At 63.3% G+C, this 24622-nt stretch carries 27 protein-coding genes; 13 read left to right on the forward strand and 14 right to left on the reverse strand.

Translation table 11 applies throughout. The annotated features are described in order from the left end of the window. Positions 1-5: 5 nt before the first annotated feature. The 7 genes from BJN45_RS00195 to BJN45_RS00225 are packed head-to-tail and all read left to right on the forward strand — an operon-like array spanning position 6 to position 5970. Positions 6-1181: a DUF1615 domain-containing protein gene (locus tag BJN45_RS00195; RefSeq protein WP_076090924.1), complete on the forward strand. Its 1176-nt coding sequence runs from the start codon at positions 6-8 to the stop codon at positions 1179-1181. Positions 1182-1226: 45 nt separating this feature from the next. Continuing rightward, positions 1227-2093 (forward strand): YihY/virulence factor BrkB family protein, encoded by an 867-nt coding sequence (locus BJN45_RS00200; protein WP_076090926.1) that lies wholly within the window; start codon positions 1227-1229, stop codon positions 2091-2093. A 30-nt stretch (positions 2094-2123) separates the two neighbouring features. Continuing rightward, positions 2124-3314 (forward strand): beta-ketoacyl-[acyl-carrier-protein] synthase family protein, encoded by a 1191-nt coding sequence (locus BJN45_RS00205; RefSeq protein ID WP_076090928.1) that lies wholly within the window; start codon positions 2124-2126, stop codon positions 3312-3314. Further along, positions 3311-4114, forward strand: a complete 804-nt coding sequence (locus tag BJN45_RS00210) for a beta-ketoacyl synthase chain length factor (protein ID WP_076090930.1) — start codon at positions 3311-3313, stop codon at positions 4112-4114. The genes BJN45_RS00205 and BJN45_RS00210 overlap by 4 nt, the downstream gene beginning before the upstream one ends. Continuing rightward, positions 4108-4560: a hotdog family protein gene (locus BJN45_RS00215; RefSeq protein WP_076090932.1), complete on the forward strand. Its 453-nt coding sequence runs from the start codon at positions 4108-4110 to the stop codon at positions 4558-4560. The genes BJN45_RS00210 and BJN45_RS00215 overlap by 7 nt, the downstream gene beginning before the upstream one ends. Then, a complete protein-coding gene (fabG, locus tag BJN45_RS00220) occupies positions 4557-5276 on the forward strand; it encodes a 3-oxoacyl-ACP reductase FabG (RefSeq protein WP_076090934.1) in 720 nt (239 codons plus the stop codon). The genes BJN45_RS00215 and fabG overlap by 4 nt, the downstream gene beginning before the upstream one ends. Positions 5277-5283: 7 nt before the next feature. Then, entirely contained in the window at positions 5284-5970 is a 687-nt protein-coding gene (locus BJN45_RS00225) for a 2-phosphosulfolactate phosphatase (RefSeq protein ID WP_076090936.1), read from the forward strand. Between the two features lie 5 nt (positions 5971-5975). Here the strand turns inward: BJN45_RS00225 and BJN45_RS00230 are convergent, their stop codons facing one another. From BJN45_RS00230 to BJN45_RS00270, 9 genes are all read right to left on the reverse strand, one after another. Beyond that, the gene (locus BJN45_RS00230) at positions 5976-6293 is read right to left on the reverse strand and encodes a thioredoxin family protein (protein ID WP_076092421.1); all 318 of its coding nucleotides are present in this window, start codon (positions 6291-6293) and stop codon (positions 5976-5978) included. A 13-nt stretch (positions 6294-6306) separates the two neighbouring features. After that, a complete protein-coding gene (locus BJN45_RS00235; RefSeq protein ID WP_205750523.1) occupies positions 6307-7506 on the reverse strand; it encodes a cation:proton antiporter in 1200 nt (399 codons plus the stop codon). After that, the gene (locus tag BJN45_RS00240; protein ID WP_076090938.1) at positions 7503-8255 is read right to left on the reverse strand and encodes a class I SAM-dependent methyltransferase; all 753 of its coding nucleotides are present in this window, start codon (positions 8253-8255) and stop codon (positions 7503-7505) included. The genes BJN45_RS00235 and BJN45_RS00240 overlap by 4 nt, the downstream gene beginning before the upstream one ends. An 8-nt stretch (positions 8256-8263) precedes the next feature. Continuing rightward, positions 8264-9031, reverse strand: a complete 768-nt coding sequence (locus BJN45_RS00245; protein ID WP_205750524.1) for a glycosyltransferase family 2 protein — start codon at positions 9029-9031, stop codon at positions 8264-8266. Next, positions 9031-9801 (reverse strand): lysophospholipid acyltransferase family protein, encoded by a 771-nt coding sequence (locus BJN45_RS00250; RefSeq protein ID WP_076090940.1) that lies wholly within the window; start codon positions 9799-9801, stop codon positions 9031-9033. Before BJN45_RS00250 ends, BJN45_RS00245 begins: the two co-directional genes overlap by 1 nt. Further along, on the reverse strand, positions 9798-10793 hold the full coding sequence (locus BJN45_RS00255; protein ID WP_240494464.1) for a hypothetical protein: 996 nt from the start codon (positions 10791-10793) through the stop codon (positions 9798-9800). The genes BJN45_RS00250 and BJN45_RS00255 overlap by 4 nt, the downstream gene beginning before the upstream one ends. A 1-nt stretch (position 10794) precedes the next feature. Next, positions 10795-12129 carry an NAD(P)/FAD-dependent oxidoreductase gene (locus BJN45_RS00260; RefSeq protein WP_076090942.1) on the reverse strand — a complete coding sequence of 445 codons (1335 nt, stop codon included), beginning with the start codon at positions 12127-12129 and terminating at the stop codon, positions 10795-10797. 68 nt (positions 12130-12197) lie between these two features. Continuing rightward, entirely contained in the window at positions 12198-13844 is a 1647-nt protein-coding gene (locus tag BJN45_RS00265) for a B12-binding domain-containing radical SAM protein (protein ID WP_076090944.1), read from the reverse strand. A 38-nt stretch (positions 13845-13882) separates the two neighbouring features. After that, entirely contained in the window at positions 13883-14656 is a 774-nt protein-coding gene (locus BJN45_RS00270) for a sulfite exporter TauE/SafE family protein (protein WP_076090946.1), read from the reverse strand. Positions 14657-14748: 92 nt separating this feature from the next. Here BJN45_RS00270 and BJN45_RS00275 point away from each other — a divergent pair, with 92 nt between their 5' ends. The 4 genes from BJN45_RS00275 to BJN45_RS00290 are packed head-to-tail and all read left to right on the forward strand — an operon-like array spanning position 14749 to position 17617. Further along, a complete protein-coding gene (locus BJN45_RS00275) occupies positions 14749-15345 on the forward strand; it encodes a DUF2726 domain-containing protein (protein ID WP_076090948.1) in 597 nt (198 codons plus the stop codon). 16 nt (positions 15346-15361) lie between these two features. Beyond that, positions 15362-16126: an ABC transporter permease gene (locus BJN45_RS00280; protein WP_076090950.1), complete on the forward strand. Its 765-nt coding sequence runs from the start codon at positions 15362-15364 to the stop codon at positions 16124-16126. 4 nt (positions 16127-16130) lie between these two features. Continuing rightward, the gene (locus BJN45_RS00285) at positions 16131-16979 is read left to right on the forward strand and encodes an MlaD family protein (protein WP_076090952.1); all 849 of its coding nucleotides are present in this window, start codon (positions 16131-16133) and stop codon (positions 16977-16979) included. Continuing rightward, the gene (locus tag BJN45_RS00290) at positions 16976-17617 is read left to right on the forward strand and encodes a hypothetical protein (RefSeq protein ID WP_076090954.1); all 642 of its coding nucleotides are present in this window, start codon (positions 16976-16978) and stop codon (positions 17615-17617) included. The genes BJN45_RS00285 and BJN45_RS00290 overlap by 4 nt, the downstream gene beginning before the upstream one ends. A gap of 245 nt (positions 17618-17862) precedes the next feature. Here BJN45_RS00290 and mnmE read toward each other — a convergent pair whose 3' ends face one another. From mnmE to rpmH, 5 genes are read right to left on the reverse strand one after another with little or no spacing between them, the layout of a single operon-like run. Further along, on the reverse strand, positions 17863-19221 hold the full coding sequence (mnmE, locus tag BJN45_RS00295) for a tRNA uridine-5-carboxymethylaminomethyl(34) synthesis GTPase MnmE (protein ID WP_076090956.1): 1359 nt from the start codon (positions 19219-19221) through the stop codon (positions 17863-17865). Positions 19222-19224: 3 nt separating this feature from the next. Next, entirely contained in the window at positions 19225-20880 is a 1656-nt protein-coding gene (yidC, locus tag BJN45_RS00300; protein WP_076090958.1) for a membrane protein insertase YidC, read from the reverse strand. A gap of 25 nt (positions 20881-20905) precedes the next feature. Next, positions 20906-21115 carry a membrane protein insertion efficiency factor YidD gene (gene yidD, locus BJN45_RS00305; RefSeq protein ID WP_076090960.1) on the reverse strand — a complete coding sequence of 70 codons (210 nt, stop codon included), beginning with the start codon at positions 21113-21115 and terminating at the stop codon, positions 20906-20908. Continuing rightward, positions 21112-21483 (reverse strand): ribonuclease P protein component, encoded by a 372-nt coding sequence (rnpA, locus tag BJN45_RS00310; protein ID WP_076090962.1) that lies wholly within the window; start codon positions 21481-21483, stop codon positions 21112-21114. The genes yidD and rnpA overlap by 4 nt, the downstream gene beginning before the upstream one ends. Positions 21484-21500: 17 nt before the next feature. Further along, positions 21501-21635: a 50S ribosomal protein L34 gene (rpmH, locus tag BJN45_RS00315; RefSeq protein ID WP_027457001.1), complete on the reverse strand. Its 135-nt coding sequence runs from the start codon at positions 21633-21635 to the stop codon at positions 21501-21503. Between the two features lie 235 nt (positions 21636-21870). Here rpmH and dnaA point away from each other — a divergent pair, with 235 nt between their 5' ends. Then, a complete protein-coding gene (gene dnaA, locus BJN45_RS00320; protein ID WP_076090964.1) occupies positions 21871-23253 on the forward strand; it encodes a chromosomal replication initiator protein DnaA in 1383 nt (460 codons plus the stop codon). Between the two features lie 210 nt (positions 23254-23463). Continuing rightward, a complete protein-coding gene (gene dnaN / locus BJN45_RS00325) occupies positions 23464-24570 on the forward strand; it encodes a DNA polymerase III subunit beta (protein ID WP_076090966.1) in 1107 nt (368 codons plus the stop codon). Positions 24571-24622 lie beyond the last annotated feature (52 nt).

Raw genomic sequence — 24622 nt, forward strand, 5'->3', positions numbered from 1 at the left:
AGCGCATGCGCCGCTGGCCGCTCTACCTGCTGCTCGTCTCCCTCGCCAGCGGCTGCTCGCTGTTCGAGAACGAGCAGGAAGGCCCGGCGCTGCCGCCTGACATGGCGCGGCGGGCCGACGGCAAGACCGCCAGCGCCTGGCCGGCAGCGCTCGACGAAGCGGAAACCCGGCGCCGCATCGCCCGGCTGATCCCGGCGCACGCCAGGGATCGCGAAGCCTGGGCCGGCGACCTGCATACCGCCTTCGCCCACCTCGGCGTGCCACATGCGACGCAGACTTATTGCGCGGTGATCGCCATCATCGAACAGGAATCGAGCTTCCAGGCCGACCCCAGGGTGCCCGGTCTACCCCGCATCGTGCGTCGGGAAATCGGCCAGCGGGCGGAGCAGTACCGGATTCCGCAGGCCATCATCACGGCCGCGCTGGCCAAAACCTCGCCGGACGGCAAGACCTACGACGAACGCATTGCCGCACTGAAGACCGAAACCCAGCTGAACGCGCTGTTCGAGGACATGATCGGCGAACTGCCGTTCGGCCGGCAACTGTTCGGCGGCTTCAATCCCGTCCGTACCGGCGGCCCGATGCAGGTCAGCATCGACTTTGCCGAGCAGCACGTGCGCCAGCGCGACTATCCCTACCCATTTGCAGGCAAGTTGCGCAACGAGGTGTTCACGCGCCGCGGCGGCGTCTATTTCGGCGCCGCCATCCTGCTCGACTACCCGGCCCCCTATGACCAGATCGTCTATCGCTTCGCCGATTTCAACGCCGGCCGCTACAGCAGCCGCAACGCTGCCTTCCAGGCGGCACTGGGCAAGCTGTCCGGACAGAAGCTGACGCTCGACGGCGACCTGCTGCGCTACGAGAACGGCGAACCGTCGACCAGCCAGAGCGAGGTCGAGGCCGTCGCACTGACGCTGGGCAAGCAACTGGAGATGAGCCGGCCGCAGATCCGGCGCGATCTGCTGCTGGAAAAATCCGCAGCCTTTTCGCGCAGCCCGCTGCAGCAACGCGTGTTTGCCCAGGCCGACGCCGCCGTCGGCAAACCGCTGCCGCGCCAGGCAATGCCGCAGATCAACCTGAAAAGCCCGAAAATCACGCGCCAGCTGACCACCGAGTGGTTCGCCAAGCGGGTCGAGGGGCGCTACCGGACCTGCCTGAAGCGCAGCAGCCGCCAGGGCTGACATTTCCGGTTGCACAATTGCCGGCGGCATGAGAAAACCCGGAACATGATCAAATCCCTGCTCGACGCCTTTCCGCCACTGGCCTTCGCGCTGCAAACCATCCGCGGCTTTCACCGCAACCAGGGCCTGCTGCTGGCCGGCGCCATCGCCTATTACGCGCTGCTGTCGATCCTGCCCTTGCTGATCCTGTCGATCGTCGGCTTGTCGCATCTGGTCGACCGCACGCTGCTGATCGACACCTTCGGCCTCTACCTCGACTGGCTGCTACCCAGCATGGCCGACGTCCTGATCGGCGACATCGCCACCTTCCTCGACAAGCGGGCCACGATCAGCCTGATGATGCTCGGCACCTTGCTGTTCTTCAGTTCGTTAGCCTTTTCCGTGCTGGAAAAGGCCATGGCGGTGATCTTTGCCCATCGTGGCACCGGCAAAAAGCGGCACTTCCTGGTCTCGGCAATCCTGCCTTACTGTCTCGTCGTGGTCCTGGCCAGCGCACTGCTGTTGCTGACGCTCGGTGCCCTGGCGCTGCAGGCGCTGGCCGGGGAGAACCTGGTGCTGTTCGGCCAGGTCTGGTCGCTGAGCGGCGTCGCCGGCTTCCTCTTTCCGGTCCTCGGGGTGGCGCTGGTCACCTTCGTCCTCAGCGCGCTCTACCTGATTGTCCCGGTCGGTCGCACCCGCCTCAGTCATGCGCTGGTCGGCGGGCTGGCCGGGGCACTGCTGTGGGAGGTATTGCGCCACGTGCTGGTCTGGTATTTCTCGTCGATCTCGAAAATCGGCGTCGTCTACGGCTCGATGGCCACCGCCGTGGTGCTGCTGTTCTGCATGGAACTGGCGGCCGGACTGCTGCTGTTCGGCGCCCAGGTCATCGCCGAATTCGAGCAGCGGTCAAAGCCGGACGGCCCCCTCTGCTAAAATTCCCGCCAACTTGATACGGGCAACGACGTGACGCCACTGCTGCTTTCTTCCTTTACCGCCACCACCTGTCTCGGCAGCGGCCTGGCGGCGACGCGCGCGGCCCTGCATGCTGGCAGCAGCGGTCTGCAGCCCTGTGCCTTCGAAAGTGTGGAATTGCCGACCTGGATTGGCGAGGTTGCTGCGGTCGACGCGCAGAAATTGCCGGAAATGCTCGCCCGCTACGACTGCCGCAACAACCGCCTGACCCAGCTGGGCCTCGAAGCCGACGATTTCGCCTGTGCCGTGCGCGCCGCCGTCGGCCGCTACGGCAGGACACGCGTCGGCGTTTTCCTCGGCACCAGTACCGCCGGCATCCTGCAGACCGAGCTCGCCTACCGCCGCCGCGACCCTGACAGCGGCGCGCTGCCGGACGATTTCAATTACCGGGCAACGCACAATTCCTTCTCGCTGGCCGAATTCACCCGCGACTATTTCGGCCTGGAAGGCATGGCGATGGCCATCTCGACCGCCTGTTCGTCGAGCGCCAAGGTCTTCGCCGCCGCCGCCCGCCAGCTCGCGCTCGGCAGCATCGACGCGGCCATCGTCGGCGGTGTCGACAGCCTGTGCCTGACGACGCTCTACGGCTTCGCCTCGCTGCAACTGACCTCGCAGCAGCCATGCCGGCCCTACGACGCAGCCCGCGACGGCATCTCGATCGGCGAAGGCGCGGCCTTCGCGCTGCTTGAACGCGCCGACCGCGCTGCACCCGGCGACATCCTGCTGCTCGGCGCCGGCGAGTCGAGCGACGCCTACCACATGTCCTCGCCGCATCCGGAAGGGCTGGGCGCCCGGCTGGCCATGGAAGCCGCGCTGCGTTCGGCGAATCTTGCGGTCGACGCCATCGATTACATCAATTTGCACGGTACTTCGACGCCGGCCAACGACGCCGCCGAAGGCAAGGCCGTCGCCGCGCTGTTCGCCGACCGCGTGCCGTGCAGCTCGACCAAGGGCGCCACCGGCCACACGCTCGGTGCCGCCGGCGCCGTCGAAGCGGTGATCTGTGCGCTGGCACTGCGCGATGGCTTCCTGCCCGGCAGCCCAGGCACCGTCAATGCCGATCCGCAGATTCCGCTGCAGTACCTGGTGCACGGTCGCGACGGCAAGCTGCGCCACGCGCTGTCCAATTCCTTCGGTTTCGGCGGCAGCAACTGCAGCCTGATTTTCGGGGTCACGCCATGAATCCCACAGCCCTGAGCGCCTGGATCGACGGCATCGGCTTCATTGCGCCCGGCCTGCCGGACTGGCCGACCGCCCGCGCGGTTTTGCGTTCAGAACAGGCGTTGACCGCAGCACCGAGCATCCTGCCGGTGCCGGCGATCCTGCCGCCGGCCGAACGCCGGCGCGCCAGCCGCGTCGTCAAGCTGACGCTGGCCATCGGCCTCGAAGCCGCCGCCCATGCCGGCGCCGACGTGGCGACGCTGAGCACGGTGTTTGCTGCCTCCGGCGCCGACGGCCACAACTGCCATGCGCTGTGCGAGCAACTGGCAACCGACGACCGCCAGATTTCGCCGACCCGCTTCCATAACTCGGTGCATAACGCCGCCGCCGGCTACTGGGGCATCGCCACGCACGCGATGGCGCCGTGTCAGGTCATCTGCGCCTACGACGCCAGTTTCGGTGCCGGCCTGCTCGACGCCATCGGCGAATTGCTGCTGGCGCGTCAGCCGGTACTGCTGATCGCCTATGACAGCGAATATCCGCAGCCGCTGCACGCCAAGCGCGACACGCCCGATTGCGGCGGCGTCGCCTTGTTGCTGGCGCCTGAGAAAAGCGAACGCTCGCTCGCCGGCATCACCGTGACGCCGACCACCGATGCCGCCGAAACGCTGGCCGACAACGGACTGGAAAGCCTGCGCACGAGCATCCCGGCGCTGCGCTCGCTGCCGCTGCTGCAGAAGCTGGCGCGGGCGGAAGCCGGGCCGGTCTGCCTCGACTACCTGGCGCCGATGCAACTCGCCGTCACCGTTCAGCAATGCTAGACCACGCCTGGATCGCCGGCCACATTCCGCACCAGGGCACGATGTGCCTGCTCGATGCCGTGGTCGACTGGTCGGCCACGGCAATTTCCTGCCGCGCCGTCAGCCACACCGATCCGGACAACCCACTGCGCGCCGCCGACCGTCTCGGCGCCGCCAGCGGCATCGAATACGCGGCGCAGGCGATGGCCGTCCATGGCGCGCTGCTCGCCGGCGACGATGACGCACCGCGCCAGGGCTACCTGACCAGCGTGCGCGGCGTGCACCTCAACAGCGCCCGCCTCGACGACCTGCCGGGGCCGCTCGACATCCGGGCCGAGCGCCTGTCCGGCGACGGCAACACCATCCTCTACCAGTTTTCCGTCGACCACCAAGGCCGCAACCTGCTCACCGGGCGCGCCGCCGTGATCCTCGACGCCGCCAAGCTCAGCACGGAGAAACCTGCATGAAACGCGCACTCGTCACCGGTGGCAGCGGCGGTATCGGCGCCGCCATCTGTCGCCGCCTGGCCGCCGACGGCCATCACGTCATCGTCCATGCCAACAGTGGCAGCGCCCGTGCCGCCGCGGTCGTCGCCGACATCGTCGCTGCCGGCGGCAGTGCCGAAGCCGTCACCTTCGACATCACCGAGCGCGCCGCCACTGCCGCCGCGCTCGACCAGCTACTCGAAGCCGGCAGCATCCAGATCCTGGTCAACAACGCCGGCATCCACGCCGATGCGGTTTTCCCGGGCATGAGTTCGACGCAATGGCACGACGTGCTCGACGTCTCGCTGAACGGCTTCTTCAACGTCACGCAACCGCTCAGCCTGCCGATGATCCGCACGCGCTGGGGCCGCATCGTCAACATCACCTCGGTCGCCGCGATCGCCGGCAATCGCGGCCAGGTCAATTATTCGGCAGCCAAGGGCGCGCTGCACGCGGCGACCAAGTCGCTGGCGCTCGAACTGGCCAGCCGCGGTATCACCGTCAACGCGGTGGCGCCGGGCATCATCGAAACTGGCATGAGCGAAGGCGCTTTCGACACCGAGGCGATCCGTAAGCTGGTGCCGATGCAGCGCGCCGGCCAGCCGGAGGAAGTGGCCGAACTGGTCGCCTTCCTGGCCTCGGACAAGGCGGCCTACATCTCGGGCCAGATCATCTCGATCAACGGCGCAATGATCTGACGCTGCCATGCAGTTTTCCCGGGTCTTCCTGAATCGCATCCAGACCCCGCCGGCGACCGCCGATACGGTCGTCGTCATCGACGTGCTGCGCTCGTTCACGACGGCTGCCGTCGCACTGGCCAACGGTGCCCGCGCCATCTACCCGGTCGAAAACCTCACCGCTGCGGCAGCGCTGGCCGGGCGACTGGACGATACGCTGGCCATCGGCGCCGTCGGCGGCGGCGATCCGGTACCCGGCTTCGATTTCGGCAATTCGCCGGCGCAGCTTCAGGCCGCCGACGTCGCCGGCAAAAGCCTGGTCATGAGTACCGCCGCCGGTGTCCGCGGCCTGCAGCGCTTCCATCAGGCCCGCCATCTGTACGCGACCAGCCTGGTCTGCGCGCAAGCCACTGCGGCGGCGATCCGGGCGCTGGAAACGGATGCGGTCTGTTTCGTCATCACCGGCGAATGGGTCGATCGCGACGGCGACGAGGATGTCGCCTGCGCCGATTACATCGAAGCGCTGTTGCGCGGTGAACGCCCCGATCCGGACGATTTTGCGCGCCGTGTCCGCGATTCCGATTTTGGCCGGCGCTTCGTCGCCGGTAGCTGGCCCAACCTGCCAGCGGCCGACCTCGAACTGTGCGCCCGCGCCGACCTCTTCGACTTCGCCATGCCGGTACAGCGCGAGGACGGGCTGCTCGTCATCCGCTGAAGCGCTTACTGGCGCAGCAAGACCGCCACATCGTCCTGCTTGGTCGGGCGAACCGCCCGGCCGATTTCCTCGCCAGCGCGCAACAGGATCAGCGTCGGCCACAGCTTGACCCGGTAGCTGCGCCCGAGCCGCCGTCCGGGGCCATCTTCGACCCGGATGTGCCGGAGTGCCGGCCCGGCGGCCAGCGCGGCAGCAATGACCGGCTGCGCCGCCTGGCAATGCGGGCACCAGTCGGTGCCGAATTCAAGCAGCACCAGGCCGGGCATGGCTTCGATTTCCTGCCGATCCGGCACGTCGACCGCAGAATTTCCAGCATCAGTCATCATCGTCTCCTCATCAGGCCGAGCGCCCGATCAGTTCGCGCAGGCGTGCCAGTTTCGGCGCCACCATCGGCACCGTCAGCATGGTACTCGCCACGGCCATCAGCAGCAGGGCGGTGAAGGCCTCGCTGGTAATGATCTCGCGGTCGAGCAGGATATTGGCGAAGATGATCATGATCAGCGCCTTGGTCTGCAGCAGCCAGCCGATGATCGACGCTTCGCCCGGCGCCCAGTTCAGGATGCGCCCGGCAATGCGCACGCCGATCAGCTTGCCGGCGACGGAAGCAACGAGCAGCAGCGCGGCGGCAACGAAAACGGCTTCACCGCCGAGCGTCCAGTTGGTACGCAGGCCGGTGGACAGGAAGAAGACCGGCATGACGACCAGCAGCACGTGATGGCGCAACAGGTCCATCCTTTCCTGGTCGAACCATTCGGCTTCCATCACCGCGCCGGCAAGGAAGGCGCCGACCATGAAATGCAGGCCGGCCCAGTCGGCACCAAAACCGCAGACAGCCAGCCAGATCAGCGCCACATACCAGCGGTCGCGCTCGCTCAGCCAGGCCATCAGCTTGCGGAACAGCCAGCCGATGACGATGAAGGCGATCAGGAAAACCAGTTGCTTGCCGACCCGGCTCCAGTCCATCAGGATCAGCGCCAGCACGCCCCAGATCGCAATGTCGTCCACGCTCGCATAACGCAGGATGCGCTGGCCGACAGGCTGGCGCAGGACTTCCAGTTTTTCCATGAACAGGATCAGGATGGGCAGCGCGGTCACCGCGCAGGCCATGCCGACCCCGAGCACGAACTGCCAGCGCTCGCCGTGGGCGCCCAGCCAGCCGTCAGTCAGCAGCATCACCAGCGCCGCACCACCGCCGAACAGCAGCGGCGTGCCGAGCGCCAGGCCGGCGGTGATACCGCTTTCCCGGCGATGCACCCAGGCTTTCTTCAGGTCCAGTTCGATGCCGGCGATCATCACGAAGATCATCACCGCCCACCAGGCGATGCCGTTCAGCGACTGGATCACCGGCGGCGTGAACACGAAGTTGTAGTAATCGGGGAAAATCTGCCCGAGAACCCCGGGCCCGAGCAGGATGCCGGTCAGGATCTGGACGACGACCAGCGGCGCGTAATACTCGGTGCGACCAACGCGCCAGATCAGCCAGGGCACCGCGAAGATCAGGATCATCGCGATCAGGAAGATTTCAGTCGTATTCACGGCTTGCGACCGACGTACTCGCGGAAGACACCGAAGGTCACCGCGCACTCGACCTCGACGAAGCCGGCACGGCGCATTGCCGCGAGGATCGCCGCCGGATCGATGGCCGCCTCGATGGTATCTCCGTAGTAGGCCCACAACCGCCGGACATCGGCATGACGACCGGACAGGCGAGCCAGCAGCGGCACCACGCCACCGATGTAGGCGCGCAGCGCGAGGCGTCCGAAACGACCGGCCGGCCGGCTGATTTCCATGATGCAGGCGCGGCCGCCGGGACGCAGCACGCGGAAATATTCGGCAAAGGCCAGATCCATGTCGCCGACGTGGCGCAGCGCATATCCCATCGAGACGAAATCGACGCAGGCCTCGGGCAGCGGAATCGACTCGGCGTAGGCGACCAGCGTTTCCACCGCCAGTTTTTTCTTCAGTTCGGCCAGCATCCCCGGCGACGGATCGAGTGCCACGACGCGACCTTCGGGACCGACCAGCCGCTGCCCCTCGGCCGTCACCAGGCCGGTACCGGCGGCAACATCGAGCAGGTGCATGCCGGGGCGCAAGCCGCAGCGCTGCAGGACTTCGCGGCGGTACCAGCTGCCACTGCCGAGGGCGGTGATGCGCTCGGCGTTGTCGTAGCCCGGCGCCGCCTCGTCGAACATGCTGCGGGTCACGGCCCGGCGTTCGTCCTCACCGGCAAAATAGGCGCCGAGGCGGGGATCGTCCTTCAGGGCGGAGTTCTTGGGCAGGGGCATGGTGACAGTCAGCGGGAAGTGGACAGGCGGCGCAGCAGCAATGCGGGCAGGCGCCAGAGGAAGCCAAGGAACAGGCGGCTGTGCATCCAGGTCAGCAGGACATTGTCCCGCAGGTAACGGAAATGCGAAACGCCACCGTCCTCGGCCCGGAAATAACGCACCGGCGCATCCATGTTGCGCGGCCGGACACCGGCCCAGCACAGGCGCACGACGGCCTCGGGGTCGAAATCGAAACGGCGCATCCAGCGGTTGCCGCGCATGATGCGGATCAGCGGCTGCAGCGGATAGACGCGGAAGCCGTAAAGCGAATCGCCAATCCCCATCCACAGCGTTTCCAGGTTGGCCCAGCCGTTCGACACCTTGCGCCCGTTGACCCGCAGCGCCGGTGCATCGGCGTCGAAGACCGGGCGGCCGAGGATCATCGCCGCCGGATCGGCCTGCGAGGCGGCCATGAATTCGGGAATCAGCGCCGCCGGATGCTGGCCGTCGGAATCCATCGTCAGCGCGTGGGTGAAACCTTCGGCAGCAGCCTGGCTGATGCCTTCGAGCACGGCGGCGCCCTTGCCGCGATTTTCCGGCAGCACGATCAGGCGCAGGCCGGGGTCGCTGGCTGCCAGCGCCTGCAGTCGCTCGGCGCTGCCATCGGTGCTGCCGTCGACGACCACCCAGACCGGCGTCCATTGCGCGCGGGCGGCCAGGACCGTATCAATGACGGTGGGCCCGGGGTTGTAGCTGGGAATCAGGACGAAATGCGTGGTCGAAGGAGAGGTCATCATCAGCGTGTTGCGGTCAACGGCGCCGGCGAGTGCAATTCGCTGCGCAGATAGGTATCGAGTTCGGCGGTGAAGACGCTGACGCTGGCCGGCGGTGTAAAGCGCCGGCCGAGCCGGATGCGGCAGCGCAGCGGCAGTTCCGGACGGCGGAACAGCGGCCAGGTCTTGCCGAGATACGGCGTCGAGAATTCGATAAGCAGCGTCTGCACCGGCACCCGCGCCCGGCCGGCGATCAGGCCGGCGGTGGGCATGCAGCGGTCGAGCGGAAATTCCAGCGTCCGGCTGCCTTCGGGGAAGATCACCAGCTGGCTGCCGGCGAGCAGTTCGTCACGCGCATCGATGATCATTTCCAGCGGCACATTGTTGCGGATATAGCGGGCCAGGCGGGCGGCCGCGCCGAACAGGATGTTGTCGAGCAGCGACGCCTTCATGACGCAGACCGCATTCGGCAGGCGGGACAGGATCATCACCGCATCGAGCAGGGAAGGGTGGTTGGCGACCAGGATCAACGGCCCGGCATCGCGCAGTTGATCGAGTTCCCGCAGATCGAAACGGCAGGCGCAGAAGGTTTCGAGGAAAGCCAGATAGAGGCGAAAGCCGTTGCGGATGGCAAAGCGCCCGAGCGGCTGGCCGAGACGGCGCGGCAGCAGCGGCTTCAGCAGCAGCGCGAAGGGCAGCCAGAGCAGGCAGATCAGCGCCAGCGCGCCGAGCCCCAGGCCCATCGCCAGGGTTTCGTAGGCACGCCAGAGCAGGCCGCAACGCCGCCGGCTCATCGCGGGTGCGAGGCCATGGCCTCGATCTCGACCAGCAGGTCGGCGCGGCAGACATCGGCCTCGATGTAGCTGACTTCGACCGGCCCGAGAATTTCCCGCAGCACGGCGTCGACCGCAACATGATCGGCCGCGTTGCGCAGATAGGCCCGGCAGAGCAGCTCCTGCGGGCGGAAATCGCCGGTGCACGCCAGCCGGTTGGCCTCGGCCACGACCGCCAGGATGTTGGCCAGCGTTTCCCGCGTCTGCCCGGCGACATCACCGACATGCATGCTGCGGTGGCCGACGATGCTGGCGGTTCCGGAAATGAACAGGATTTCCTGGCCGGGCGGATGCACCAGCGCCGCCCGTGAGAAGGTCGGACTGCGCGGACCGTAAACGTCCGGGTAATGATAGGCGCTGACCTGGCGCGGATTTTCCACCGGTACTGCCGCTATCTTGCCGGCCATGAAGGCAATCGACAGCGGGCCGCCGGCCAAGCCAAGCGCGCAGGCTGCCGGAACGTTGCCGGTGGAACCGCGGCGACAGGCGAGAAAGGCATCCTGGCGACCGATGTTGAACTGGCGATAGCGCTCCAGACCATGCGAACCGGCATTGATCCCGGCCATGTAATTCCACACCCGCCACAATTCGGGCAGGCCCTGCGCGTCGAGCAGACGGAAGATGCGCCGGTAGGCGGTTTCGCTGGCGGCCTGCAACGGCGTCCGCGCATCGTCGGCGAAATCGGCCTCGGCCAGTTCGATGACGCCGTACAGCACGTCGTCGCTGCGCCGCCAGACAATGCCGTCGCTCTCGCCGGAAAGGCAGGGCGAAGCACTCAGCCAGGTTTCGCGCAGCGCCGTCGCGGGGCTGCCGGGCAGGCTGGCGGAAATTGCCTGTTGCGGCCAGTCGACCGCAGAATCCTGTCCGCCCAGCAGCGCGCCGCCGAGGATAAAGGCGGTTTCACGTGGAACAGGGGCGGCGCCGGGTGTGGTCTGGAAATGCAGCAAGGACACGTCAGAGTGCGTTCATCGCCGGGTCTTCCACCCGACGGATGTTGAAACGTCGCCGCTTCCAGCCCATGAAGGCGCGCTTCGGCTGCAGCAGGTTGGCCCCGTAGTAGAGCGCCTTGAACATCCAGATCGAACGCCAGATCGGCGTCTTGCCGAAGATGTCGCCGGCGAGCACGGACAGCAGCGCTTCCTTGACGCGGAAAACGTTCTTCGGATGCATGAAGAAATCGCGCATGATCGGATTGGTCACGCGGTAGATGAACCAGGAAAACTCCTTCGGCCCGTGTTTCATCAGCCGGTCGAAACGCTTCAGCGCGGCCGGTGCCGCTGCCGGATTCTTCAGGCAGGCATCGATCGCCTCGGCACCGATGACACCGCCGCTCATCGCCAGCCAGACGCCGGAAGAAAACACCGGGTCGATGAAGGCGTAGGCATCGCCGAGCAGCAGATAGTTGCGGCCGTGGTTGCGTTCGGAAACATAGGAGAAATTGCCGGTCGCCTCGACCTCGTGCACCAGGGTCGAATCCTTCAGCCGCTCGGCCAGCCGCGGACAACTGGCGATGCCGTCGCGCAGGAACTGCTCCAGGCTGCGCTCGCCGCGGGTTTTCATGTGATACGGCCAGGTCACCATGCCGACACTGGTGATGTCGTTCATCATCGGGATGAACCAGAACCAGCCGTGTTCGAACCAGTAGATGGTGATGTTGCCGGCCTCGCTGCCGGGATGCCGGCGGGCTTGCGAGAAATGGCCGTAAACCGCCGAACTGTTGTGCTTCGGGTTGCGGTGCTTGATCTGGAAACGGTTGGCCAGGAAAGTATCGCGGCCGGACGCGTCGACGACGAAGCGGGCCTGCCAGACCTGTTCGCGACCATCGTCGTGAACCGCGCTGACGCGAACGCTTTCATCGGACTGGAATTCGACTGCCTTGGCCCGACACCCTTCGAAAACCTCGACGCCTTTTTTCGCCGCGTTGCGGATCAGCACGGTGTCGAACTCCGAGCGCAGCACCTGGTAGGCGTAGGGCATCGACTTGTCCCAGGCTTCGGCAAAGTGAAAGACCTGCGTACGCTCAAGGAACGGAGAAACGAATTCGGCGCCGTGCTTTTCCATGCCGATGGCGCGTATTTCATCGGCCACGCCAAGCCGTTCGAACAACGGCAGGTTGGCCGGCAGCAGCGATTCACCGATGTGAAAACGCGGATGGTGAGCCTTTTCCAGGATCACCACCTTGTAACCTTTTTCCGCCAGCAGTGGCGCCACCGTCGAACCCGCCGGCCCGCCGCCAATCACCAGCACGTCGCACTGGCAAGTTTCCGGATGCTGAATCTGTTCTTCCATGGGACGATCTCCCTGTTCTCTGTGGCGGCCGAAATTATGTTCTTGTGCCTGGGCCGGCAGGGCGCAGATTATAGCGCTGTCACGCCGGCCGGCGGCGCGCAACTGCCACTGCCTTCGTAGACCAGCGGAATGATCTGCTTCATCGCCTCGCGCCGCGACAGTTTCACCGGCGACATGGCGACGATGTTGTCCACCTGCAGATCGGTCGACAGCATCGGCTTGAGCCCCAGCGGCTGGCGCGGATGCAGCGCGAATTCGCGCCGCGCCTGTTCGATCTGCGCCTTGTTGGCACTGAAATAGCGGGCCGCAGCAATGGTTTCCGGCAGGTGCTTCAATACATGCCACAGGCTCCAGCGATGCTGCCACAACCGCTTGGCGAAGCGCCGGCGGTAGCCCTTGCTGTCGTAAAAGCGCTTGACGTGCCAGTTGTACAGCGCATCCATCTCGTCGCGCGAGGAAAAGCCATTGGGCAGGAAGACAAAGTTCAGGCAGTTCATCAGCCGCCAGTCCTCGATGAAATCGCCGGACTCGCCGCTGACGCATTCATCCCAGATCGGGGCGCCATGCAGCGGGCTGAACTTGGTCATGTTCATCTCGTCGAGGTCGAGCGACAGGATGAAATCGCTGGTCACCTTCACCGTTTCCGGCGTCTCGCCCGGCATGCCGAAAATGAACAGGCCCTTGGCGCGCAGGCCGGCGGCGTGGATCTGGCGCACCGTGTCGCGCACCGCATCGAGCGTGACCCCGGCCTTGTGCCGTTCCATCATCCCCGGATCGGCCGATTCGACCCCCATCGACACCATCAGCGCACCAGCCTGCTTCAACTTGGCCAGCATTTCGTCCGAGGTATGACCGGTGCGGATCGCGCAATTCCACTGCACACCCAGCGGCTTCTCGATCAACAGCTCGCACAGGTCCATCACGCGCTGCTTCTTGGCGGTGAAAAGATCGTCGTACATGTTGATGTGCCAGACCCCGAAGTTGTCCCGCAGGTACTTCATGTGGTCGTAGGTGTATTGCGCCGAATTGGTCTTGTACAGGCGTTCGAACACTGTCCGGTCACAGAATGAGCAGGTGTAGGGGCAGCCGCGCGAGGTGATCATCGTCGCCCCATAGCGCTTTTCGTAGGCGAACAGCGGCAGGTGGTAGGCATGCGGGAAACCGGCCAGCTTCTCGTAGGCCGGGAAGGGCAGTTCGTCGAGGTCGAGGATGCGGTCGCGGCGCGGATTGGCGACGATGCGCCCGGCCGGGTCGCGCCAGATCAGGTTGCCGATGGTCTCCGGCGGCTTGCCGTCGGCCAGGTCGAGCATCGCGCCTTCGCCTTCGCCGATGACCAGGCAGTCGATTTCCGGGAAATGTTCGAGGATGGGCGCACCGAGCGACGAGACATGGACGTTGCCGAAGACGATGCGGATGTCCGGCCGCTTTTCACGGATGTACAGCGCCATGTCGACCGCGTCCATGAAACCGGACGTGGTCGCCGAAAAGCCCACCATTTCCGGCTCAGTGGCCAGGACGATTTCAGCGTTGGCGGCGATTCCCGGCGGCGCATAAGGTCCGAGACAGTCGTGCAGGGCCACGCTGTGACCGAATTTTTCCAGCCACGAAGCCATCTGCATGATGCCGATCGGCGGCATGCGGTTTGCCAGCACCGAGAAATCGGGCTGTCCGGGAACGAAGTTGAAACCGGCAGGATGGACGAGGGTGATGCGCATGGAAATCCTTGGCGTAGGCTGCCGATTCTATTGGAAATTCAGCCGGCGAAGGTATCCCAGGCAAACTTCACGATCAGCACGCCGACTACCACCAGGAAGACGATGCGGATGAAGCCGCTGCCATGCTTCAGTGCCAGCCAGGTACCGGTGATCGAACCGGCAACATTGGCTACCGCCATGCCGACCGCCAGCGCCGCAATGATGTGGCCGGCCGGCAGGAAATAGGCCAGCGCGGCGAGGTTGGTGGCGACATTGACGACTTTGGAACCAGCCGAAGCGTGCAGGAAATCGAAACCGAAAAAGCGGATGAACAGGAAGATCAGGAAGCTGCCGGTACCCGGGCCGAAGAAGCCGTCATAGAACCCGATCACACCGCCGAGCAGCACCGCATAGGCGAGTTCGCGCCGGCCGCTGTGCGCCGGCCGGTGCAACTGGCCGAAATCCTTCTTCAACAGCGTGTAGACCGCAGAAAAGATCAGCAGGATCAGGATCAGTGGTCGTACCGCGTCCTTCGGCAGCCAGGCCACGGCAGCCGCCCCGGCATAGGACAAGGCAAAGGCCGCGATGGCCGCCGGCAGTATGGTGCGCCAGGGCATCTCGACGCGGCGGGCATAACGCCAGGCAGCGTTGGCGGTGCCGAAAACGCTGGCAAACTTGTTGGTCCCGAACAGCGTCGCCGGCGCTACGCCCGGCTGTGCGGCAAACAGGGCCGGAATCTGGATCAGTCCGCCGCCGCCAACAACGGCATCGACCAGACCGGCGAGAAAGGCGGCAGCAACCAGCCAGCCCAGGGCAGTTTCAAAAATTTCCATCGGTGACTCAAGACAGACCGTCGGTCGGAAGGGTGGGGATGAAGGGGATGTTCATGTCGTTATAATGGCCGCTCAAGACAAGGATGCCCTGTATGGACAACGTGACCCTGAGTATCGTGCTTGCTGCTGGCGCCGTTGCCGGCATCCTGCTGTTCATCTACCGCCGTTCCGGCCAGACACCGGTTGCCGAAACGGCGCGCAGTCGCCAGTACGCCGGCAGCCATCGCGAAGTCCGCCAGCAACAGCTGGATCTCGACCCGCAAACGCGCTTTGTCGAATCGCCAAAACGCAAGCAATACCGGCTGCTCAACGACAGCGAGCAGGAACTTTACCACCGCTTGTGCGAAGCCATGCCCAGCATGCAGGTTTTCGTCCAGGTCGGCGTCGCCCAGCTGGCACTGGCCCGTGGCCGGCAGGAAGCGCAACGACTGAGCCGGATGGCCGGCCGCGGCGTCGATTTTGTCGTCTGTGATGCCGATTTCTCGATTGTCGCCGCCATCGAACTGGCCTGGCCGACGACCGGCCAGGAAACCGACAATGCCGAGGACGTCAAACGCGTGGCGTTGCAGAGTCTGGGCATTCCGCTGATTGTCTTCCGGCCGAACAAATTGCCGGATGCCGACACCATCAGCCGCGAAATCGCCGACGCCATCCTCCGCCGCAACCGCCTGGAAGCAGAGCGCGACTGAGACCGGATCAAACAGCGTGAGCCCGTTTCTCTCCCGCCTGCTGCCAGCTGGCCGTGGCAAGGGTTTGACGGGCTGGCTGCGCAACCAGTACCGCTATCTGCAATTTGCCGCGCTGCTCGTCATCGCGACGTTTTCCCCGAGCATTCACGATCGTGCGACGCGGCAGCAGTCGGCCCGCATCCTCTGCGCCGCCGCCTGGCAGACGCTGCCGGGCTACCTGCTCGCCAGCATCCTGATCAGCGCCGTACTGACGCGCATCGTCGCCGTCACCGCCGACAGTTACGGACTTTCCTATCTGGCGCTGGAAGCCATCCTGCGGGTTTTCGTGGTCGAAGTATTGCCGCTGGTATCGACGCTGTTCGTCGCCATGCGCGCCGTACCACTGGCCATGCAACACCTGTCGGCGATCCCGGGCCAACCGGGGCCGACCATCCGTGACGCGCTGCCTTACGCGGTTGGCAACGCCATTGCCGTCGCCATCCTGGCGATCATCGGCGGCATCGTTTCGCTGCTTGTCGCCTATATCGTCGTCTATGGCTTCAGTCACTGGGCGCTGCCGGCGTACGCCCGGCTGATCGGCCAGGTCTTCGATCCGGTGCTGGCCATCGCTTTCCTCGCCAAGATTGCGTTGTTTGGCATCGCCGTCGGCATTGCGCCGACGACTGTCGTGCTTGATCCGGGCAGACGCAACGCCGGCATCCGTGAAATGCGGGTGATGGTGCGCCTGCTGTTGATCCTGGTGCTGATCGAGGGTAGCTTCCTGATGTTGCGAGGTTTTTGAATTCATGTCCGAACAGCCGCCCGTTCCCGTCATTCCCCATGCCGAAGCCAAGGCCGCCGGTCTGCTGTTGCTGACGCTGCTGCTGATCGCCGCCTTTGTCGTCTATGTCATGACGGCACGTGGCGTTTTCGACGAAAGCCAGCGCCTGGTGCTGATCGCCGAAAACTCTGAAGGCGTCTTTGTCGGCGCCGACCTGACCTTCTCCGGTTTTCCTATCGGCCGCGTCGTCCGCATCGAACTCGGCGACGACGGCAAGGCGCATATCCACGTCGATGTGCCATTGCACGATGCGCGCTGGCTGAAAACCTCGTCGATCTTCACGCTCGAACGCGGCGTCGTCGGCGGTGCCAAGTTGCGTGCCTTCAGTGGCGTGCTTGAAGATCCACCGCTGGAAGACAACGCCCGGCGCGACGTGCTGATCGGTGATGCCGCGGCCGGCGTGCCGGAACTGGTCGCCACCATGCACAAGCTGATCGGCAACCTGGAACGCCTGAGCAGCGAACAATCGCCGCTCAGTGCCAGCCTCGACAATGTCCAGCAATTCACTGCCGCACTCAACGGCAAGCATGGTGCGCTCGGGGCGCTGCTCGGCAATGAAAAGGATGTCGCCCGTGTCATCGCTTCACTGGAACAGACCCGGCTGATGCTCGGCGAAGCCCGCGCCAGCCTGCAGAAACTCGATGCCGCGCTGGTCGACGTCAAGGCCATCACCGGCAATACCCGCGAAGCGACCGAGGATCTCGATGCCTTGCGTGCCGAAATCGACCTCAACCTGCGCAAGGTTTCCGGGCTGGTCGACGACCTCAACCGCAAATGGCCGTTCGCCCGTGAACGCGAACTGAAACTGCCATGAAACGCGCTGCCTCATTCCTGGCTGTCCTTTTGCTGGCCGCCTGCGCCAACAACCCGCCGCCGCCCGACTGGTTGCTGACTGCCGACACCGCCATCAACAGCCACGCCCGCCTGTGGCTGGAAGGGCGCGACAAGCTGGCCACAGTGCAGCTCGCTGTCGCCCGCGAAGCGGTTTCCCGTACCGGGGATGCCAGCCAGCAGGCCCGCGTCGAGCTACACGCCTGCGCCGTGCGTCTGGCTGGCCTGCAAGGTGGTCAATGTCCGGCCTTTTTACCGCTTGCCCGTGATGCCGGTCAGGCAGAAAACGTTTACGCCGCCTATCTTGCCGGCCAGCTTGTTGCGGTCGACAGCCAATTTCTGCCGGAAATGCAGCGTCAGGCCTGGCAAAACCCGCAAAACCTGAAGTCCATCAAGGACCCGCTCACGCTTCTGGTTGCCGCCGCGGCATTGCTGGAAGCCGGGCGATTGCCGCCGGAAAACATCGCGCTGGCCATTGAAACCGCCGCCGGGCAGGGCTGGCGTCGGGCCTTGCTGGCCTGGTTGAGCCTGGAAAAGGAAAGATTGCAGAAAGCTGGCGATCAGTCTGGTAGCGAAGCTATAGGCCGACGTATTGAACGGGTTCTCGGCGGCGGCCGCTGATTTTTGTTGTGCTTTGTCTTTTATTTAAAACCTTAAATAAAGAGACTATGTTAACTACCTGCACGACAGTTCTGTGGATAACTCTTTAAACAACAATAAAATCAATCAATTGAAATCGGTAAACGCAGCTTGGCAAGTACCTGCGATGACTGTTGATGCAATGGGGACAGTTTTGCCGGTATCGGGAAATGGATGATTGATCCACAAACTGCGAACAACTTGTCCACAGCCTTGCTCACAGGGTTTTACTTGCCGATGCAGAAGCGGCTGAAGATGACGCCGAGGAGGTCGTCGGCGGTGAATTCGCCGGTGATCTGACCGAGTGATTGCTGGGCCAGACGCAGTTCTTCAGCGAACAGTTCGAGTGCCGGCATGATGCCTTCGACGACGCTGCGGGCGGCGGCGACGTGTTCCTGAGCGGCGGCCAGCGCACGCAGATGGCGTTCGCGGGCGATGAAGACATCTTCGGCCTGATGCCAGCCGGCGATGCGCAGCAATTCCTGGCGCAACAGCTCAATCCCGCGATTGGCCTTGGCGGACAGCGAGATCGCCACACCATCGCTTTCATCGTGGCGTTCAGGCTCGCGGCCGGCGAGATCGATCTTGTTGTAGACGGTGATGCGCTGCAGGCGCTCGGGCATTTTTGCCAGAATCTCGCGGTCGACCGCAGAAACGCCCACATTTGCATCGACCAGCAGCACGACCACGTCAGCGCGTTCGATTTCCTGCCAGCTGCGTGCTATGCCGATCTTCTCGACGACATCCTCGGTATCGCGCAGGCCGGCGGTGTCGATGATGTGCAGCGGAATACCCTCGATCTGGATGGTCGAGCGCAAGGCATCGCGGGTAGTGCCGGCAATCGGCGTGACGATGGCCAGATCGTCGCCAGTCAGGCGGTTGAGCAGCGAGGACTTGCCGACGTTCGGCTGGCCGGCGAGAACGACGTGCAGGCCGCTTTGCAGCAGCTTGCCCTGGCCGGCCCGGTCGAAGATCTCGGCCAGTTTCAGTTGCAGGCGTTCGAGGCGGCCGAAGGCATTGGCGGCCTGCAGGAAATCGATGTCTTCTTCGGGAAAATCGAGTGTTGCTTCAACCAGCATGCGCAGATTGATCAGTTCCTCGTTCAGCTCGCCAATGGCGCGCGAGAACTCACCCTGCAGCGAACGGACTGCCGAACGTGCGGCGCTGGTCGTGGCGGCGTCGATCAGGTCGGCGACGGCCTCGGCCTGGGCCAGGTCCATCTTGCCGTTGAGGAACGCCCGGCGGGAAAACTCCCCGGGTTCGGCCAGCCGGGCGCCAAGGTCGAGGCAGCGGGCAAGCAGCATCTGCATGACGACCGGCCCACCGTGGCCTTGCAGTTCGAGCACGTCTTCGCCGGTGAAGGAATTCGGGCCGGGGAAAAACAGCAACAAACCGCTGTCGACCGCAGTACCGTCGGCCGCCTTGAAATCAGCCAGCGTCGCGTAACGCGGCTGGGGATTCTTTCCCGTCAAGGCAAAAGCAAAGGGCAGCAAATTGCTGCCCGATACCCGGATCACGCCGACCCCGCCACGACCTGGGGCCGTGGCGATGGCGGCGATGGTGTCCGAAGTTGCTACAACTGCCACACCTTAAGCCTTGGCGTCATTGGCAGCCTTGCCACCGGCTTCCATCATGCGCGTGATCTGCCATTGCTGGGCGATCGAGAGCACGTTGTTGACCACCCAGTACAGCACCAGACCGGCCGGGAACCACAGGAACATGATGCCGAAGACAAAAGGCATGGCCATCATCACCTTGGCCTGGATCGGATCCGGCGGCGTCGGGTTCAGCTTCATCTGGATGACCATCGAGATGATCATGATCACCGGCAGGATGTACCAGGGGTCCGGCGACGCCAGGTCGGTAATCCAGCCGATCCACGGTGCGTCACGCATTTCGACGGCGCCAAGCAGCACCCAGTACAGCGCGATGAAGACCGGAATCTGGATCAGGATCGGCAGACAGCCGCCGAGCGGATTGATCTTCTCGGTCTGGTACAGCTTCATCATTTCCTGGTTAAGGCGCTGCTTGTCGTCGGAATAGCGTTCCTTCAACTGCACCAGACGCGGGGTAACCATCCGCATCTTGGCCATCGACTTGTACGACGCGGCCGACAGCGGGAAGAAGGCAAGCTTGATCAGGATGGTCAGGACAACGATGGCCCAGCCCCAGTTGCCGACGATGTCGTGGATGAACTGCAGCGCCCAGAAGATCGGCGCAGCGATCACCGTCAGCCAGCCGTAGTCGACGACCAGGTCGAGACCCGGAGCAATCTGCTTCAGTGCAGCCTGTTCCTGCGGACCGGCAAACAGCGTCACGGAAGTATTGGCACTGGTACCCGGCCCGATTTCGGCGACCGGAACGATCACGCCCATCTGGTACAGGTTGCTGCCGTCGAGCTTGCGCATGTAGTACTCGCGCTGCACGCCCGCTTGCGGCACCCAGGCCGAGACGAAGTAATGCTGAACCATGGCCAGCCAGCCGTTATCGGCAGTCTTGGTGAACTTGGCGCTCTTGTCGGCGACATCACCAAAGCTGGATTTCTGATACTTCTCCGCATCCGTATAGACCGCCGGACCAGTGAAGGTATGCATCATCATGTTGCCGCCAGCCGGTTCACCGTCATCGCGCTGGATCTGGAAATATGCGTGCGGTGCCAGCGGCTTGCCGGAACCGTTGATGATTTCCCAGGCGACATCGATGGCGTAGGAGCCGCGCTTGAAGGTCAGCACCTTGGCGATGCGCACGCCTTCCGGACCGTCGGCTTCGAGGCGAACCTTCAGTTCGTCGCTGCCGGCAGCCAGCTGGGTCGGGCCGTCGATGCGACGGAACATGGAACGATGCGACGGCAGGCCTTCACCGATCAGTCCGCTCTGGGCGGAATACTGATGCTTGGTGTCGAACAGGACGAAATTCTTGTCCTTGGCGTCGTTTTCCTTGTAATTGAGCAATTCCAGGCCGACCAGATCGCCACCCTGGGTGGAAATCGTCACCTTCATCAGATCGGTATCGATGCTGAAGGTTTCGGCAGTGGAAGCCGGTGCCGCCGGTTCGCTGGCGACCGGAGTACCACCCGCCTGCAGGCTGACGGAAGGCGTGGGTGCTGCCCCGTTGGCGGCGGCCGGCGCGGCGTTTGCCGCCACTTCGGCAACCGGTTTCGGGTGCTTGTACTGCTGCCAGTTTTCCCACAGCATGAAGCTGGAGAAAGCGAAGATCATGACCAGTATCAGGCGTCGAGTATCCATGAGCTGCCTACGTAGTTAATGGTGTTCAGGGAACGGGATCATACCCGCCCGGATGCCAGGGGTGACAGCGGCAGATGCGTTTCACACCCAACCAGCCACCTTTTACGGCGCCGAATTTCTGTATTGCATCGACCGTATACTCCGAACAGGTCGGAAAATAACGGCAACGCCTTCCGAGCATGGGACTGATTGCATATTGATAGAAGCGGACCAGTGCGATCAGCACATGCTTCATTCTGCATCCCTTTTCGGACGGGGCCGTGACAGGCGATCGAGCAGGCCGGTAAAGTCTGCTGCAATTGCCTTGCCATCGAGCGGACGCGGCTTTACCGCCAGTCTGACGATCAGATCGCAAACCGGCAATGTTCCGCGCCTCAGTCTGAATTGCTCGCGCACGATACGCTTGACCCGATTGCGGTCGACCGAGCGCTTGAGCAATTTCTTGCCGATGACCAGACCAAGCCTGGCATCGGTACTGCCTTCGGGTCTTGGAAGATAGTGCAACATCAGCCAGGTACCGCGAATAGCCTTCCGGAAACCAAAAACGGATGAAAACTCATCCGTTTTGGTCAGGCGATAGCGTCTGGCGAAGTTTGAATCCACCTCGCCGGGCGTCCGGTTTAAACGGCCAGACGCTTGCGACCCTTGGCGCGGCGAGCAGCGAGAACTGCACGGCCACCCTTGGTGCGCGAACGGACCAGGAAGCCATGGGTGCGCTTGCGGCGCACGACCGACGGTTGATACGTGCGTTTCATGTCGTAATTCCTTGAGTGAGCGGAGAAAAACGCGTGATTACACCCTGTTTGACCGGGTCATGTCAAGCTGAATTATTTGTTGAAGCTGTGGATAACCTGTTCGCGGAGGGGTAGAATTGCGCCTTGGTCGGCGGCCATCAAGCCGCCGATTTCATTGGAATTTCGTTTTCAAATCATAGAACTAATAAATCCGCCAGCAATGCTATCGACTGTGCGGAATGGAGCTGTTTCTTCAATGACTGGTTTTTGGGAATCCTGTTTGCAGCGCTTCGAACAGGAACTGCCCGCGCAACAGTTCAATACCTGGATCAAGCCATTGCGCCTGGAAGGCGAAACAACGGCGCTTGAAGACGGACTTCGCCTGATTGCCCCGAACGGTTTCATCCTGAAATGGGTTCGTGACCGCTACCTGTCGCGGATCGAGGATTACGGCAATACCTTCTTTGCCGCACCAGTCAGCATTGCGCTGGTCATCGGCAGCGGCAAGCCGGCTGCAGCACGCAGCGACACCGGCCGTGCCGAAGTCGAGGCGCCGCGAGTGGAAAGCCGGCCGGCGCCGGCCGCGGAAAAACCGCGGGCAAAAACGGCATCGGTGTACGAAAAGTCCCGCCTGTTCTCGAACTTCACCTTCGACAACCTCGTCGTCGGCAAGGCCAACGACCTGGCCCGGGCCGCCGCACTGCAAGTCGGCAGCAATCCCGGCGGCGCCTACAACCCGCTGTTCATCTACGGCGGCGCCGGCCTCGGCAAGACCCACCTGATCCACGCCATCGGCAATCACATCGTCAAGGACAACCCGGACAAGATCATCCGCTACGTTCATGCCGAGGATTATTACTCCGACGTCGTCCGCGCCTATCAGCAGAAATCCTTCGACACCTTCAAGCGCACCTATCGTTCACTCGATGTGCTGCTGCTCGACGATGTCCAGTTCTTTAACGGCAAGAACCGCTCGCAGGAAGAGTTCTTCTTCCTGTTCAACGCACTGATCGAAGCGCGCAAGCAGATCATCATCACCTGCGACACCTATCCGAAGGACATCAACGGTCTCGACGACCGACTGGTGACCCGCTTCGACTGGGGGCTGACGGTGCAGATCGAACCGCCCGAGCTGGAAATGCGCGTCGCCATCCTGCAGAAGAAAGCCGAAGCCGAAGGCATCCGCCTCGACGACGAAGTCGCCTTCTTCATTGCCAAGCACCTGCGCTCCAACGTTCGCGAACTCGAAGGCGCATTGAAGAAGGTGCTGGCCTATTCATCGTTCCACGGTCGCATCATTGCGCTGGACCTGGCCAAGGAAGCGCTCAAGGACATCATCGGTTCGGTGCGCAATGTCGGTATCGACAATATCCAGAAGACCGTCGCCGACTATTACAAGATTAAGGTCGCCGAGTTCTTCTCGAAGAAGCGCACGCGAGCAATTGCCCGGCCGCGCCAGGTGGCGATGTGGCTGTGCCGCGAAGTCACTTCGCACAGCTTCCCGGAAATCGGCGATGCTTTCGGCGGGCGCGATCACACGACGGTGATTCATGCGGTCAAGACCATCGATGCACTGCGGGCCAAGGACAGCGAACTGAACCATGATCTGCATGTGTTGCTGCAGGTATTGAAGGGGTAACGGCTGTAGACAAGTCTGTGTATAAGTTGTTGGTCAATTGTGGGTATGCCGTGCTTTTCCGCTTTGTGGGAAAATTACCCAGTTTTCATCCACAGCCAGTTCAGAGACTTTCAGGGATGTGAAAATCTGCTTCAAGTTGTTGAAATAAAAACTAAATATTTTGTTATCCACAGAACTGTTCCCGATATAGTCTATTAAGGAATTTAATTTATGGTTCTTATTAAAAGCCAAAGAGACACGCTTCTGGCCCCGTTGCAGTCTGTGTCGGGAATCGTTGAGCGTCGCCATACACTGCCCATCCTGTCCAACGTCCTGCTGGAAAAGAAGGGCGACCAGCTGACCTTGCTGGCCACCGATATCGAAATCCAGATCACCACCAGCACCACCGGTGCCGGCGGTGAAGGTGACGGTGCCGTCACCGTTGGTGCGCGCAAGCTGCAGGAAATCCTGCGCTCGCTGCCGGACAGCACCGAAATCACGCTGAGCCTTGAAGACAAGCGCCTGCAGGTCAAGGGCGGCAAGAGCCGGTTCAATCTGCAGACCCTGCCGGCCGACGACTTTCCGCGGATGACGCTGAGCGAAGGCGACACCAAGCAGTTCTCGATCACCCAGCGTGACTTCCGCCAGCTGATCGCCAAGACCCAGTACGGCATGGCCGCACAGGACGTGCGCTACTACCTGAACGGCCTGCTGCTGCTGGTCGATGGCAAGGAACTGCGTGCCGTCGCCACCGACGGCCATCGCCTGGCCTATGCCAGCGTCGCCATCGAAACCGAACTGCCGCGCCAGGAAATGATCCTGCCGCGCAAGACCGTGCTCGAACTGAACCGCCTGCTGGTCGATAACGACGAGCCGCTGAACATCACGCTGGCCTCCAACCAGGTGCGTTTCGCCTTTGGTTCGATCGTGCTGGTGTCGAAGCTGATCGACGGCAAGTTCCCGGATTACGAACGTGTCATTCCGCCGACGCTGAAGAATCACATGACCGTCGGCCGCCAGATGCTGATGCAGGCCATGCAGCGCGCTGCCATTCTGACCAACGAGAAATTCCGCGGTGTCCGCGTCGTTCTCGGCGAAAACAGCCTGCGCCTGATCGCCGCCAATGCCGAACAGGAAGAAGCCCAGGAAGAAATCGAGGTACAGTACACGGGTGACGCCATCGATGTCGGCTTCAACGTGGGTTATCTGCTCGACGTGCTCAACAACGTGCACTCCGACGAAATCCAGTGGAGCTTCAACGACGCCAATTCAAGTGCACTGATCACCGTACCGGGCAACGACCGCTTCAAGTACGTCGTCATGCCGATGCGCATTTGATCAGCCCGCATTTCTCCGGCTGTTTCTGAAAAGCAGTAAAAGGCCCGTCCGC

The sequence above is a fragment of the Azonexus hydrophilus genome (assembly GCF_001956855.1).
GTDB classification, from domain to species: domain Bacteria; phylum Pseudomonadota; class Gammaproteobacteria; order Burkholderiales; family Rhodocyclaceae; genus Azonexus; species Azonexus hydrophilus_A.